This window comes from Streptomyces sp. NPDC048018 (genome assembly GCF_043202995.1).
In the GTDB taxonomy this organism is placed as follows: Bacteria; Actinomycetota; Actinomycetes; order Streptomycetales; family Streptomycetaceae; genus Streptomyces.
In genome coordinates, this window is record NZ_JBIDBK010000008.1 from 98,755 (window position 1) to 111,546 (window position 12,792).

A 12,792-nucleotide genomic window follows, 5' to 3' on the forward strand; every position below is an offset into this window, starting at 1 on the left:
AGGCCCCGAGCGCCCCGTCCGGCGCACGGGGCCTTCGGCTCACCCGCGTATGCGCCGCGGCATCCGCATGCTGCATGCTGTGCGTTCACGGTCATACACGTATGGAGTTGCAGATGACTACGACCTTCCCGTCCATCTCCATCAGCACGGACCGGTTGGTGCTGCGCTCGTACGAAGAGGCCGACATCCCCGCGTTCGTGGAGATGATGAACGACGAACTCGTCGTCGCCTGGACCTCCGTGCCGCACCCGTACACCCGCGCCGACGCCGAGGCGTGGGTGCGCAGGATCGCTCCTGCGGAACGGACCGAGGGCCGCGGCATCGTCTTCGCCGTCACCGAGTTCCTCACCCAGCGGCTCGTCGGCACCCTGCACCTCCACAGCACCGACTGGCGCACCCGCGCCACCCAGGTCGCCTACGTCACCGCCCCCTGGGCCCGGGGCGAGGGCTACGCCACCGAGTCCGTCCTCGCCGCCGCCCAATGGCTCTTCGGCGACCGCGGCTTCGAGCGCATCGAACTGCGCACCCCCGCCGACAACACCGCCTCCCAGCAGGTCGCGCAGAAGATCGGCTGCATCAGCGAGGGCGTCCTGCGCAACGCCTGGATAGCGCGCAGCCAGACCCAGTCCGGAGCCTGGACCGACATCCGCACCGACCTCATCGTCTGGGGCCTCCTCCCCGAGGACCTCGACGACGTCGCCGAGCAGACGTCCGACGCGGGCTTCTCCACCTACGCCGACTGGAGCTGACCGCCCAGGTAGGCTCGAACCGCCCCCGACCTGCACACTCGCCCAGGGAGACAGACACAGATGGCCGACCGGGTCACGGTGATCGGATGGGACGGCTCGCCCCTCACCGCAGCGGCCCGGTCCGCCCTCGCCGCCGCCACCCTCGTGGCCGGCGCCGCGCACCACCTGGCACTCCCCGAAGTGCCCGCCGGCGCCGAACGCATCCGCCTGGGCAGCGTCGACCTCGCCGCCCGCCGGATCGCCGGCCACCGCGGCAGCGCCGTCGTCCTCGCCGACGGCGACCCCGGCTTCTTCGGCGTCGTGCGCACCCTGCGCGCCCCCGAGCACGGCCTCGAGGTCGAGGTCGTCCCCGCCGTCTCCTCCGTCGCCGCCGCCTTCGCCCGGGCCGGCATGCCCTGGGACGACGCCAAGATCGTCGTCGCCCACCAGCGCACCCTGCGGCGCGCCGTCAACGTCTGCCGCGCTCACCCGAAGGTGGCCGTCCTCACCTCCCCGGGCGCCGGCCCCGCCGAACTCGCCCTCCTCCTCGAAGGCGTCCACCGCACCTTCGTCATCTGCGAGGAACTCGGCACCGAACGCGAACAGGTCACCGTCCTCACCTCCGACAAGGCCGCCGACCACGTCTGGCGCGACCCCAACGTCGTCCTCGTCATCGGCGGGGGGTCCGCCACCGGCTGGCTCATGGGCCACGACACCCCCTCCGTACGCGGCTGGGCCCTGTCCGGCGAGGACACCGAGGGCCGCACCGGCCAGGACGCCACCCTGCGCGCCGCCCAACTCGCCCGCCTCGGCCCCCGGGTCGGCGACCTCGTCTGGGACATCGGCTGCGCCGGCGGCGCCTTCGCCGTGGAGGCCGCCCGCTTCGGCGCCGCCGTCATCGCCGTCGACGGCGACCCCGAGGCCTGCGCCCGCACCGAGGCCGCCGCCCGTCGCGCCGGCGTCCAGCTGCAGACCGTGTCCGGGCGCGCCCCGCACGTCCTGGAACGCCTGCCCGAACCGGACGTCGTCCGCATCGGGGGCGGGGGAGTGCCCGTGGTCACCGCCTGCACCGACCGCAGGCCGGAACGGATCGTCGCCCACGCCGGCACCCGCGACGAGGCCGAGGCCGTCGGCGCCGCCCTCGTGGAGGGCGGCTACCAGGTGGAATGCGCGCTGCTCCAGACCGTCGGACTCGACCCGGGCGACTTCGCCGAGCGGTCTCGCTCCGTGGTCTTCCTGCTGTCCGGTCACCGGACCTGAGTGATCGCACCGCCCGCCCGGCGGGGTAGGCTGGCCGATTGTTGTACCGCACCCGGACGTTCGGCATTTTGTTCCCCAATGTCCGGAAGTAGTGGTCCCATTGGGTCGCTGATGTGGTACGGAGCAACGGGGGACGGCGCGACGTGGCGCAGTCCACAGCGCACCGTGGCGGATCCGCCTGCCACGATGGCCGAAGGCCGCGACAATGCATGGGTGTCCGCGCGCCTCGTGCCGCGCGGCGCGCACGCTCGTTCTTGTCGACGGGCAAGGTCTGAAGGAGCACAACCGATGGGCGAGGGGTACGCAGCATGACGGACACCGGCCAGGTCCCGGGCGAGGGGCTGCCGGGGAACGCAGGCATGGTCGAGCAGCCGGGCATCCCCGCACCGGACGCGTACACCTTCCTGGACCCCTCCACGACGGCAGCCGAGGAAGACGAACTGCTCCTGATGCCGGGCGCCCAGGGCGCCTGGGTCGAACAGCAGCCGGGCGTTCCGCCCGCGCCGCCGGTCACCGTGCCCGCCCCCGCGTTCGTGGACCCGCTGACCGCCCCGCTGGAGCAGGTCACCGCCACCCCGCCGCAGGGCGTTCCGCTCCCGCCGCAGGGCACCCCCGCGCACGGCGTGCCCCTGGCCGCCCCGCAGGAGCCCGTGCCAGCCGGCCACGGCTACGAGCCCGGCATCCTCGACACCGGCGCCCACGAGGCCGCCGGCCGCGACTCCGGCTCCGTCGACCTCGGCGGGGTCCGCCTGCCCGCGGCCCCGGCCCCCGCCCGCCGCCCTCTGCACATGGGCCCGGCCGTCCCCGACGCCACCGGCGTCGTCCGCTCGCTCGCCGACCGCGGCCCGGCGGCGGCCCCGCAGCCCGCGCCCGTTCCGGCGGCCGCCACGGCGCCCGGCCCGATGCCGGTCCGCACCCCGGGCCCGCCGTCGACGGGCCCCGAGTACCTGGACGTTCCGCAGGACCAGCAGACCGCGCCGCAGGGCGCCGTGCCGTGGCCCGCGCAGCCGCAGGACGCCGCAGAAACGGTCGCCCCGCAGGCCGCCCAGTTCGTTCCGGTCGAGGGCTCCGTCCCGACCGCCCCGCACCTGGCCCCGACGCCGGCGCCGGAGCCCGAGGTTGCGCAGGCCGAGGAGCCGGTGGCGGCGGAGGACGCCGTCCGCACCCCGGCCGAGCCCGTCGCGGCCGAGCAGCCGCTCGCCGAGCAGCCCATGGCCGCCGAGCCGGTCGCCGCCGAGCCCGAGCCCGTCGAGCCGGCCGTCGCCGAGGCGCCCGTGGCAGAGGCCCCCGACGTGGAGGCACCCGTCGCGGAGGTCCCGGATGCGGAGGCCCCCGTCGCCGAGGCGCCCGTCGTGGAGGCGCCCGTCGTGGAGCAGGCGGCGGGCGGTCAGCCCGTCGCCGAGCAGCCCGCCGAGCAGCCCGCCGCCGAGCCGGTCGCCCCGGATGCCGAGGCCGAGGTCACGGAGGCGGTCGTGGCCGAGCCTGCCGTCGCCGCACAGCCGGTGGCCGAGCCCGTCGCGGAGCCTGTCGTCCAGGCGGCCCCGGCCCCGGTCCCCGCCCCGCGCGAGGCCGAGCACGACGCTCCGGCCGAGCAGATCGCCCCGGCCGAGCAGATCGCGGGCGAGCCCGCCCCCGTCGGGCCTGCCGCCCCCGAGCCGGTCACCGCTGAGGTCCCCGCTGCCGAGCCGGTCGTGGAGCCCACCGTCGAGCCCGTCGCCCAGGAGACCCCGGCCGCCGCCCCGCCCGCGCCCGAGGAGCCTGCGGAGACCCCCGCCCCGGTCGAGGTCGTGGCCGAGCAGATCTCCTTCGTGGCCGAGGACATCCCGGAGCAGCAGCCCGAGGCGCAGACCCCGCAGGCCGCCGAGGAGCCGGCCGTCCAGGCCGCCCCGCAGCCCGGGCAGCCGGCCGCGGTGGCGGAGCAGCCCGCCGAGCAGCCGGCCGCCGAGGCCCTGCCCCCGCAGCTCGCCGAGGCCGCCCCGCAGCCCGGGGCCGCGGACGCTCCGGCCGGGACCCCGGAGACCCCGGACACCGACGAGGCGGCGGGCGAGCGTGCCCCCGGCTACGCCGAGGCCGAGCGCGAGGCCGTACTCCGCGTGATGCGCGAGCGCCGCGACATCCGCAACGGATTCCGCTCCGACCCGATCCCGCACGAGGTGCTCCTGCGCGTCCTCGAAGCGGCGCACACCGCGCCCAGCGTCGGCCACTCGCAGCCGTGGGACTTCGTCGTCATCCGCAGCGCCGAGACCCGCCGCACCATGCACGAACTGGCCACCCGCCAGCGTGACGTCTACGCGAAGTCACTGCCCAAGGGCCGGGCCAAGCAGTTCAAGGAACTGAAGATCGAGGCCATCCTCGACACCCCGGTCAACATCGTCGTGACCGCCGACCCGACCCGGGGCGGCCGCCACACCCTCGGCCGCTACACGCAGCCGCAGATGGCCCCGTACTCCTCGGCCCTCGCCGTCGAGAACCTCTGGCTCGCCGCCCGCGCCGAGGGCCTCGGCGTCGGCTGGGTCAGCTTCTTCGACGAGCGCGAGATGGTCCGCGCCCTCGGCCTGCCCGAGCACCTCGAAGTGGTCGCGTACCTCTGCGTCGGCTACGTCGACGAGTTCCCCGACGAGCCCGAGCTGATGCAGGCCGGCTGGTCCAAGCGCCGCCCGCTCTCCTGGGTCGTCCACGAGGAGACCTACGGCCGCCGCGCCCTGCCCGGCGAGGAGCCGCACGACCTGCTCCAGGAGACCGTCGCCAACATCCGCCCGCTCGACGCCAAGGCGCTCGGCGAGGCGTGGGAGCGCCAGAAGCGCATGACCAAGCCCGCCGGGGCGCTGGGCATGCTGGAGATCATCGCCGCGCAGCTCGCCGGGCTCTCCCGGGTGTGCCCGCCGCCGATCCCGGAGCCCGCCGCCGTGGCGATCTTCGCGGGCGACCACGGGGTGCACGCCCAGGGGGTCACCGCATGGCCCCAGGAGGTGACCGGCCAGATGGTCGCCAACTTCCTCGGCGGCGGCGCGGTCTGCAACGCCTTCGCCAACCAGGTGGGCGCCGAGGTCTGCGTCATCGACGTGGGCGTCGCGAGCGAACTGCCCTCCACCCCCGGCCTGCTTCCCCGCAAGGTCCGCCCGGGCACCGGTGACTTCACCCTCGGCCAGGCGATGACCCGCGACGAGGCCGTCGCCGCGATCGAGGTGGGCATCGAGACCGCCCGCGACCTCGTGGCCGCCGGCAACAAGGCGCTGCTCACCGGTGAGATGGGCATCGCGAACACCACCGCCTCCGCCGCCCTGATCTCGGTCTACACGGGCGTGGACCCGACCGAGGTCACCGGCCGCGGCACGGGCATCAACGACGAGATGCACGCCCGCAAGGTGGACGTGGTCCGCCGCGCCCTCGACCTCCACAAGCCGGACCCGGCGGACCCGATCGGCGTCCTCGCGGCCATCGGCGGCCTGGAGCACGCGGCGCTCGTCGGCCTGATCCTGGGCGCGGCCTCGCTCCGCACCCCGGTCATCCTGGACGGCGTCTCCACCGGCGCGGCGGCCCTCGTCGCCCGTGCCATCGCCCCCGAGTCCCTGGCGGCCTGCATCGCCGGCCACCGCAGCGCCGAGCCGGGCCACGTCGCGGCCCTCAACAAGCTCGGCCTGCGCCCGCTGGTCGACCTGGACCTCCGCCTCGGCGAGGGCACCGGCGCGCTGCTGGCCCTCCCGGTGGTCCAGAGCGCCGCGCGCGCCATGCACGAGGTGGCGACCTTCGATTCCGCGGGCGTCACGGAGAAGTAGGCACAGAACAGCAGCAGAGCGCGACACGGCCTGTGTCCGGACCCCGGACACAGGCCCCCGCACGTCCCCACGCACCGACCGACGGCGCTCGGCCCGAGGGACATCCGTCACAGCGTGACAACCCCAGGTCACCGATATCGTGAGGTGGGCCAGCGCCCGTCCACGCCCGTCCGAGGAGCCGCCCGCACATGGCCGAGCACGCCGACCACCCTGCCTACCCCGTCGGACTGCGCCTCTCGGGCCGCCGCGTCGTCGTCCTCGGCGGTGGCCAGGTAGCCCAGCGCCGCCTTCCCGCGCTGATCGCCGCGGGGGCCGACGTCACCCTGATCTCCCCGTCCGCCACGCCCTCCGTCGAGGCGATGGCCGAGGCCGGCGAGATCACCTGGACCAGGCGCCGCTACGAGGAGGGCGACCTGGCCGGCGCCTGGTACGCGCTCGTCGCCACCACGGACCCGGCCGCCAACGCCGCCGTGTCCGCTGAGGCCGAGCGGACCCGGACCTGGTGCGTGCGCTCCGACGACGCCGAGGCGGCCACCGCCTGGACCCCGGCCACCGGCCACAGCGAGGGCGTGACCGTCGCCGTGCTCACCGGCCACGACCCCCGCCGGTCGGCCGCCGTCCGGGACGCGATCGTCGAGGGCCTGCGCGACGGCTCCCTCGCCGCGCCCGCCCACCGCTCCCGCACCCCCTTCGTCGCCCTCGTCGGCGGCGGCCCCGGCGACCCGGACCTCATCACCGTCCGCGGCCGCCGGCTCCTCGCGGAGGCGGACGTGGTCATCGCCGACCGCCTCGGCCCGCGCGACCTGCTCAGCGAACTGCCGCCGCACGTCGAGGTGATCGACGCGGCGAAGATCCCGTACGGCCGGTTCATGGCCCAGGAGGCCATCAACAACGCGCTCATCGAGCACGCCAAGCAGGGCAAATCGGTCGTCCGCCTCAAGGGCGGCGACCCCTTCGTCTTCGGCCGCGGCATGGAGGAGGCCCAGGCGCTGGCCGCCGAGGGCATCGCCTGCACCGTCGTCCCCGGCATCTCCAGCTCGATCTCCGTGCCGGGCGCGGCCGGCATCCCGGTCACGCACCGGGGCGTCGCGCACGAGTTCACGGTCGTCAGCGGCCACGTGGCCCCGGACGACCCGCGCTCCCTCGTCGACTGGGCGTCCCTCGCCAAGCTCACGGGCACGCTCGTGATCCTCATGGGCGTCGACAAGATCGGCAAGATCGCCGAGGCGCTGATCGCCCACGGCAAGTCCCCGGACACCCCGCTTGCCCTGGTCCAGGAGGGCACCACCGCCACCCAGCGCCGCGTGGACGCGACCCTGGCGACCGTGGCCGCGACCGTCGCCGCCGAGGACGTCCGCCCGCCGGCCGTCATCGTCATCGGCGACGTCGTCGACGAGGGCCCGGACAAGCCGCTCTCCTGAGAGCGACCCGCCCACATTGGCACCACCCACCGGACAAGGCAGTATCACCCCGTGGCCGAACTCATCACGATCGACGACCCCGACGACCCGCGTCTGCGCGACTACACCGGACTGACCGATGTCGAGCTGCGCCGCAGACGCGAGCCCGCCGAGGGCCTGTTCATCGCCGAGGGCGAGAAGGTGATCCGCCGCGCCCGGCAGGCCGGCTACGAGATGCGCTCGATGCTGCTCTCCGCCAAGTGGGTCGACGTCATGCGCGACGTCATCGACGAGGTTCCGGCGCCCGTGTACGCGGTGCAGCCGGACCTCGCCGAGCGCGTCACCGGCTATCACGTGCACCGCGGTGCCCTCGCCTCGATGCAGCGCAAGCCGCTCCCTTCGGCGCCCGACCTCCTGGCCACGGCCCGCCGGGTCGCCGTCATGGAGTCGGTCAACGACCACACCAACATCGGCGCGATCTTCCGCAGCGCCGCCGCGCTCGGCATGGACGCGGTGCTGCTCTCCCCGGACTGCGCGGACCCGCTGTACCGCCGGTCGGTGAAGGTCTCCATGGGAGCCGTCTTCTCGGTCCCGTACGCCCGCCTGGACACCTGGCCCCGGGGGCTGGAGGCGGTACGGGAGGCCGGCTTCAAGCTGCTCGCGCTGACCCCCGCCGACCGGGCCGCCTCGATCGACGACGCGGCCCCGCACAAGCTCGACCGGGTGGCCCTGATGCTCGGCGCGGAGGGCGAGGGCCTGTCGACGCAGGCGCTGCGCGCGGCGGACGAGTGGGTCCGGATCCCGATGGCGCACGGCGTGGACTCGCTCAACGTGGGCGCCGCGGCGGCGGTGGCCTTCTACGCCGTGACGAGCGGCCGCCCCCAGCACTGAGCCTTCCGCCCCCCGGGCGCCGTCCTGCGGCGCCCGCCCCGAGGAGCGGACCCGCCCCGGAGAACCGGCCGACGGTCGCGCCCGGGCCCCGGGGACCGCTAGCCCTGGAGGGCCTGCGCGGCGGCGATCCCGAGGGCGACGACCAGCGTCACGACCACGAACACGAACAGCCGCTGGCGCAGCAGCCGCGGGTTGGCGACCCCGCGTCCGGTCGACGTCGAGCGCGCCCCGGGCCGGGTGCCGGGCCGGGACTGCGACGCCCGCGAGCCCCCGCCCGTCCGCGGTGCGGAGGGCCGGGACGCCGACGGCCGGGAGGCCGCGGACCGCCCGGTCCCGCCGGTGGGGCGGTCCCCGGCCGGCCGCTCGGCCCCCCGCTCACCGGACCGTTCGGTCGTGCGCTCGGTGTACCGCTCCGTGGGCCGCACGGTTTGCCGCTCCTCGGCCCGCTCACGCTGTCCGGGCGGTCGGGTGGCGGCGGGCAGGCCCTGGGCCTCCCGCGCGGCGATCTCCTTGAGCCGCATGGACAGCTGCAGAGTGCTCGGGCGCTCCTCCGGGTCCTTCGCCAGGCAGGCCCGGACGAGCGGCGCCAGCGCGTCCGGCACGCCGTGCAGCTGGGGCTCCTCGTGGACGACCCGGTAGAGCATGACCTCGGAGCTGCCGTGCCCGAAGGGCGAGTCGCCCATCGCCGCGTACGCGAGCGTCGCGCCCAGCGAGAAGACGTCCGTGGCCGGGGTCACGGCCGCGCCCCGCACCTGCTCGGGCGCGAGGAAGCCGGGCGAGCCGACGGCCGTGCCGACGTGGGTGAGCGTGCTGGCACCGGTCGCCCAGGCGATGCCGAAGTCGATGATGCGGGGGCCCTTGGGGGAGAGCAGGATGTTCGACGGCTTCAGGTCGCGGTGGACGACCCCGGCCTCGTGGACGGCGACCAGCCCCTCCGAGAGCGCGGCGCCGATCGAGGCCACGTCGGACGCCCGCAGGGGACCCTCCTCGGCGACCCGGTCGTGCAGCGAGGGCCCGGGCACGTACTGGGTGGCGAACCAGGGGCGCTCGGCCTCCAGGTCGGCGGCGACGAGGCGGGCGGTGCAGCCGCCGCGGATGCGGCGGGCGGCGGACACCTCACGGGCGAACCGGGAGCGGAACTCCTGGTCCTCGGCCAGGTCGGGCCGGATGACCTTGAGCGCCACGCGCTGCCCGCGCCGGTCGGAGCCGAGGTACACGACCCCCATGCCGCCGGCCCCCAGCCTGCGGTGGAGCCGGAACGACCCGACGATCCGCGGGTCCTCGCGCCGGAGCCGCATCATCGCCATGTCCGTCCCCTCGTCCGTTCGACGTGGCACAGCTTACGTACCGCCGCCCCGGCGTGCTCACAGGCCGCGCCCTCGTGGCCGCGTCGATTGTCAGTGCTGAGGGGGACACTTGAGGCCCGGTCAGCCGTGGCGGTCGCCAACACTCCCTCATATCAAAGGTGTTGGGATTTTCCCGGCAGGACACGGCGTCTCGCCCCGGCAAACGTGAGCGACGTCACGCACCCCTCCGGGAAGTCCCCCAGAGCGGGGGAGGTGTCTCCACCCAGGGGAGTACGCCGAGCGGAGGTCCGTCATCCTCCGGGAGGCCCGCAAGTCGGTACGCGGGCATGACGCCCGGGCGGGCCGCGCTCCCTAGTGTTGTGGTCGAGCGGCGGGTGCAGCACTCGTCCCCCGAGGTCACCGCACCCGCCGCGTCAGACACGACAGGAGAGGAACCATGGCGTATTCGGCACCGCGGATGACCCCCCGCCCTTCGAGCCGCCGTCACCCGCTGGTGGCGACCGCCATGGTCCTCCCTCTCGCGGCCCTGCTCGTGGTCGCCTTCGGCGGCTGGGACGCGGTGGTCACACAGGCGTCGTCCGTGGGCGTGATGCTGGGGCGCTGACAGGCGCCTCGGACCCGGGAGAGCGGCCCGGGTCGGGGACATCCGGCCAACAACCCCGTGGGGACGGGGGTGCGGCGGACGGCAGCGTGCGGCCGGTCAGCTGGGGAGCTGACCGGCCCTCGCGCTTTTCCGACAGCAACGCCGACACGGCCTCCACGTGCCGGCCTTCCCGCACCGACCTCCTTCCGGCCTCTCCCTCCCGCACCGGCCTCCCCCGTGCCGGCCCCCTTCCGGCCTTCCCGTACCGGCCCTCTCGCGTGCCGGCCTCTCCCGTGCCGGCCTCTCCCGTGCCGGCCCCCTTCCGGCCTTCCCGTACCGGCCCTCTCGCGTGCCGGCCTCTCCCGTGCCGGCCCCTTCCGGCCTTCCCGTACCGGCCCTCTCGCGTGCCGGCCTCTCCCGTGCCGGCCCCTTCCGGCCTTCCCGTACGGGCCTCCCGGCCCCGAGCCGGCCTGCCCGGTCCGGGGTCGCCGCCGGACCGGGCGGGCCGGCTCGGGCTTCGCGCCGTCAGGCCGAGCCGCCCCGCGCACGCCCCCCACCGCCGGGCCGCGGGTGTGCCGCGCGTGCCCCGAGCCGGCCCGCGTGCGCTCCCCGCCGCCGGGCCGGAGAGGTTCCGCGTAGGCTCCCCGCGTGGAGGAGACCGAACTCGGACAGCTGTACGCGCTCGCGCGGGAGGCCGCGCACCCCGCCGGTGACCCGGCCGGGCCCTGCCGCTGCCCGGTGGGGCTGTTGGCCGACCGGGACGACGGCACCGTGGTGCGTCACGGGGACCTCGTCCTGAAGGCGCACGCGCCCGACGGCGCTCCGGGGGAGCTGCGGTCGAGGGTCGGGGTCGCCGCGGCGCCCGGCCTGGGAGCGGTCCTCCTCGCGCCTGTGCCGCGGCCCCGCCCGGAGCTCGCCGGGCGCCCGCTCACGGCCTGGCCGTACGGCGTCCCGGTCGACCCGGACGCCCCCGACGCCGCGCCCTGGGAGGAGGCGGCCCGCCTGCTGGCCGCCCTGCACCGGACCCCGCCCCCTCCGGGCCTCCCGCCGATGCGGGCGCCCCTTAAGGCGGCGCTCGCCGTGGAGCGGATGCGGCGCGCGGCCCCGGACCACCCGGGGACGGCCACGGTGCTGTGCGCCTGGCGCACTCTCCCGGACCCGCGGGACCCCGCACCCGCCGCCGAGCCGGCCCTCTGCCACGGTGACTTCCACCTCGGTCAGCTGGTCCGCGCCCCGCAATGGCGTCTGATCGACGTCGACGACCTCGGCGTCGGCGACCCGGCCTGGGACCTGGCCCGCCCCGCGGCCTGGTTCGCGGCGGGGCTGCTGGCGCCGCAGGTGTGGGCGCGCTTCCTCGGCGCCTACGAGACGGCCGGCGGCACCGCGACCTCGGGCGCGGCGGGCGACCCCTGGGCCCGGCTCGACGTTCCGGCCCGCGCCCTCACCGTGCAGACCGCCGCGCTGGCGCTCGCCAAGTCCACCGCCGAGGCGCGCGCGCTGGACGAGGTCGAGCAGGTGATGATCGACACCTGCGCCCGAATCGCCTCGCTCCGAACCGAGTTGGCTCCGCCCGCGTCCACGTAGGGTGAGAGGACCATCCGAACGGCAGGGAGTTGAGACCGCATGCAGTGTCCCAAGTGCCACGCGCCCATGCACACGTACAACCGCAACGGCGTCCAGATAGAGCAGTGCAGCGGCTGCCGCGGCATCTTCCTGGACTACGGGGAGCTGGAGGCTCTGACCCGCCTGGAGTCCCAGTGGCAGGCGCCGCCCGCCCCGCCGGCCTACCCGGCGCAGCCGGCGGCCCCGGCCTGGGGCGCGCAGCACCACGGCGGCCACCACGGGCACCACGGCAGCCATCACCGCGGCTTCGGCCGGATGCTGTTCTCCTCCTGACGCGGAGCCTCCCGGCGCCGGGGGCAGTCCCCTGCGGGGGCCTGCCCCCGCTCGCGGGTGGGCACCCGGGGCCGGCGAGCACGGCTCGCCACGCACCGGCGCACGAAGAAGCCCCCGACCGCTGCTCGCGGCCGGGGGCTCTCGTGTCTGGTGCGCGATACTGGGATTGAACCAGTGACCTCTTCCGTGTCAGGGAAGCGCTCTCCCGCTGAGCTAATCGCGCGGGCACACCCGAAGGTGCAGGTGCTGCGTGCGCGATACTGGGATTGAACCAGTGACCTCTTCCGTGTCAGGGAAGCGCTCTCCCGCTGAGCTAATCGCGCGGGCACACCCGAAGGTGCGGGTACTGCGTGCGCGATACTGGGATTGAACCAGTGACCTCTTCCGTGTCAGGGAAGCGCTCTCCCGCTGAGCTAATCGCGCGGGGCATCCGAAGATCCAGGGCCCGAAGGTCCAGTGGACGATACTGGGATTGAACCAGTGACCTCTTCCGTGTCAGGGAAGCGCTCTCCCGCTGAGCTAATCGTCCTTGGAGGTGGAGACGGGATTTGAACCCGTGTAGACGGCTTTGCAGGCCGTTGCCTCGCCTCTCGGCCACTCCACCAGGAGTGAATACGGGGGTTCGGGATGATCCCCCACATCGAGCGGACGACGAGATTCGAACTCGCGACCCTCACCTTGGCAAGGTGATGCTCTACCAACTGAGCCACGTCCGCTTGTCGTTTCCGGTCCGCTTGCGCGTCCCGGCGACGTGTTGAACTCTAGCGGATTCCCGGGCCAGTACAAAAACGCGTTTCCGCAGCGTGCTGACCTGCGGAGCAGCCGGGGGCTCCGGGAGCGTTCGTCCGGCGTTCACTCCACGTGTTCCCGGGGTGGCGCGAAGGCGTCTCCCGAACGACCCGCGGACCCCTCGCGTCGCCGGCCGCCGGCCCGTCTGCCGCGCCACCGTGC

At 75.1% G+C, this 12,792-nt stretch carries 9 protein-coding genes and 6 tRNA genes; 8 read left to right on the plus strand and 7 right to left on the minus strand.

Annotation, left to right across the window (positions count from 1 at the left end):
• The first annotated feature begins 74 nt into the window (after nt 1-74).
• The 5 genes from ACGF1Z_RS27965 to ACGF1Z_RS27985 all read left to right on the plus strand — a co-directional run bounded on the left by ACGF1Z_RS27965 (nt 75) and on the right by ACGF1Z_RS27985 (nt 8,055).
• Nucleotides 75-749: a GNAT family N-acetyltransferase gene (locus ACGF1Z_RS27965; RefSeq protein ID WP_393008665.1), complete on the plus strand. Its 675-nt coding sequence runs from the start codon at nt 75-77 to the stop codon at nt 747-749.
• A 60-nt stretch (nt 750-809) separates the two neighbouring features.
• Nucleotides 810-1,988: a precorrin-6y C5,15-methyltransferase (decarboxylating) subunit CbiE gene (cbiE, locus tag ACGF1Z_RS27970; RefSeq protein WP_393008667.1), complete on the plus strand. Its 1,179-nt coding sequence runs from the start codon at nt 810-812 to the stop codon at nt 1,986-1,988.
• Between the two features lie 308 nt (nt 1,989-2,296).
• A complete protein-coding gene (gene cobT / locus ACGF1Z_RS27975; RefSeq protein WP_393008669.1) occupies nt 2,297-5,764 on the plus strand; it encodes a nicotinate-nucleotide--dimethylbenzimidazole phosphoribosyltransferase in 3,468 nt (1,155 codons plus the stop codon).
• Between the two features lie 188 nt (nt 5,765-5,952).
• Complete coding sequence (cobA, locus tag ACGF1Z_RS27980; RefSeq protein ID WP_393008671.1) at nt 5,953-7,185, plus strand: uroporphyrinogen-III C-methyltransferase; 1,233 nt, start codon at nt 5,953-5,955, stop codon at nt 7,183-7,185.
• Between the two features lie 51 nt (nt 7,186-7,236).
• Nucleotides 7,237-8,055, plus strand: coding sequence for a TrmH family RNA methyltransferase (locus tag ACGF1Z_RS27985; protein ID WP_393008673.1), 819 nt, complete (start codon nt 7,237-7,239; stop codon nt 8,053-8,055).
• Between the two features lie 98 nt (nt 8,056-8,153).
• On the opposite strand, the gene ACGF1Z_RS27990 is transcribed toward ACGF1Z_RS27985, so the two are convergent.
• Complete coding sequence (locus ACGF1Z_RS27990) at nt 8,154-9,362, minus strand: serine/threonine-protein kinase (protein ID WP_393008675.1); 1,209 nt, start codon at nt 9,360-9,362, stop codon at nt 8,154-8,156.
• Between the two features lie 436 nt (nt 9,363-9,798).
• Between ACGF1Z_RS27990 and ACGF1Z_RS27995 the strand changes: the two genes are divergently transcribed.
• The 3 genes from ACGF1Z_RS27995 (at nt 9,799) to ACGF1Z_RS28005 (ending at nt 11,841) form a co-directional block, all read left to right on the plus strand.
• Entirely contained in the window at nt 9,799-9,966 is a 168-nt protein-coding gene (locus ACGF1Z_RS27995) for a hypothetical protein (RefSeq protein WP_393008677.1), read from the plus strand.
• Nucleotides 9,967-10,593: 627 nt separating this feature from the next.
• The gene (locus ACGF1Z_RS28000) at nt 10,594-11,529 is read left to right on the plus strand and encodes a phosphotransferase family protein (protein WP_393008679.1); all 936 of its coding nucleotides are present in this window, start codon (nt 10,594-10,596) and stop codon (nt 11,527-11,529) included.
• A 39-nt stretch (nt 11,530-11,568) separates the two neighbouring features.
• Nucleotides 11,569-11,841: a zf-TFIIB domain-containing protein gene (locus tag ACGF1Z_RS28005; protein ID WP_393008681.1), complete on the plus strand. Its 273-nt coding sequence runs from the start codon at nt 11,569-11,571 to the stop codon at nt 11,839-11,841.
• A gap of 148 nt (nt 11,842-11,989) precedes the next feature.
• Here ACGF1Z_RS28005 and ACGF1Z_RS28010 read toward each other — a convergent pair.
• From ACGF1Z_RS28010 to ACGF1Z_RS28035, 6 genes are all read right to left on the minus strand, one after another.
• A tRNA-Val gene (locus tag ACGF1Z_RS28010) sits at nt 11,990-12,064 on the minus strand.
• A 28-nt stretch (nt 12,065-12,092) separates the two neighbouring features.
• A tRNA-Val gene (locus ACGF1Z_RS28015) sits at nt 12,093-12,164 on the minus strand.
• Nucleotides 12,165-12,192: 28 nt separating this feature from the next.
• Nucleotides 12,193-12,264: transfer RNA gene (locus tag ACGF1Z_RS28020), tRNA-Val, on the minus strand.
• 34 nt (nt 12,265-12,298) lie between these two features.
• Nucleotides 12,299-12,370, minus strand: a tRNA-Val gene (locus ACGF1Z_RS28025).
• 1 nt (nt 12,371) lies between these two features.
• Nucleotides 12,372-12,445, minus strand: a tRNA-Cys gene (locus ACGF1Z_RS28030).
• A gap of 39 nt (nt 12,446-12,484) precedes the next feature.
• Nucleotides 12,485-12,557 (minus strand) — tRNA-Gly (locus ACGF1Z_RS28035).
• Nucleotides 12,558-12,792: the final 235 nt, after the last annotated feature.

Excerpts from the sequence above, each read along its gene's own strand:
- ACGF1Z_RS28005 (WP_393008681.1), top strand. The coding sequence starts at position 11,569 with ATGCAGTGTCCCAAGTGCCACGCGCCCATGCACACGTACAACCGCAAC.
- ACGF1Z_RS27995 (WP_393008677.1), top strand. The coding sequence starts at position 9,799 with ATGGCGTATTCGGCACCGCGGATGACCCCCCGCCCTTCGAGCCGCCGT.
- cobT (WP_393008669.1), top strand. The coding sequence starts at position 2,297 with ATGACGGACACCGGCCAGGTCCCGGGCGAGGGGCTGCCGGGGAACGCA.
- cbiE (WP_393008667.1), top strand. The coding sequence starts at position 810 with ATGGCCGACCGGGTCACGGTGATCGGATGGGACGGCTCGCCCCTCACC.
- ACGF1Z_RS27965 (WP_393008665.1), top strand. The coding sequence starts at position 75 with ATGCTGTGCGTTCACGGTCATACACGTATGGAGTTGCAGATGACTACG.
- ACGF1Z_RS27990 (WP_393008675.1), bottom strand. The coding sequence starts at position 9,362 with ATGGCGATGATGCGGCTCCGGCGCGAGGACCCGCGGATCGTCGGGTCG.
- cobA (WP_393008671.1), top strand. The coding sequence starts at position 5,953 with ATGGCCGAGCACGCCGACCACCCTGCCTACCCCGTCGGACTGCGCCTC.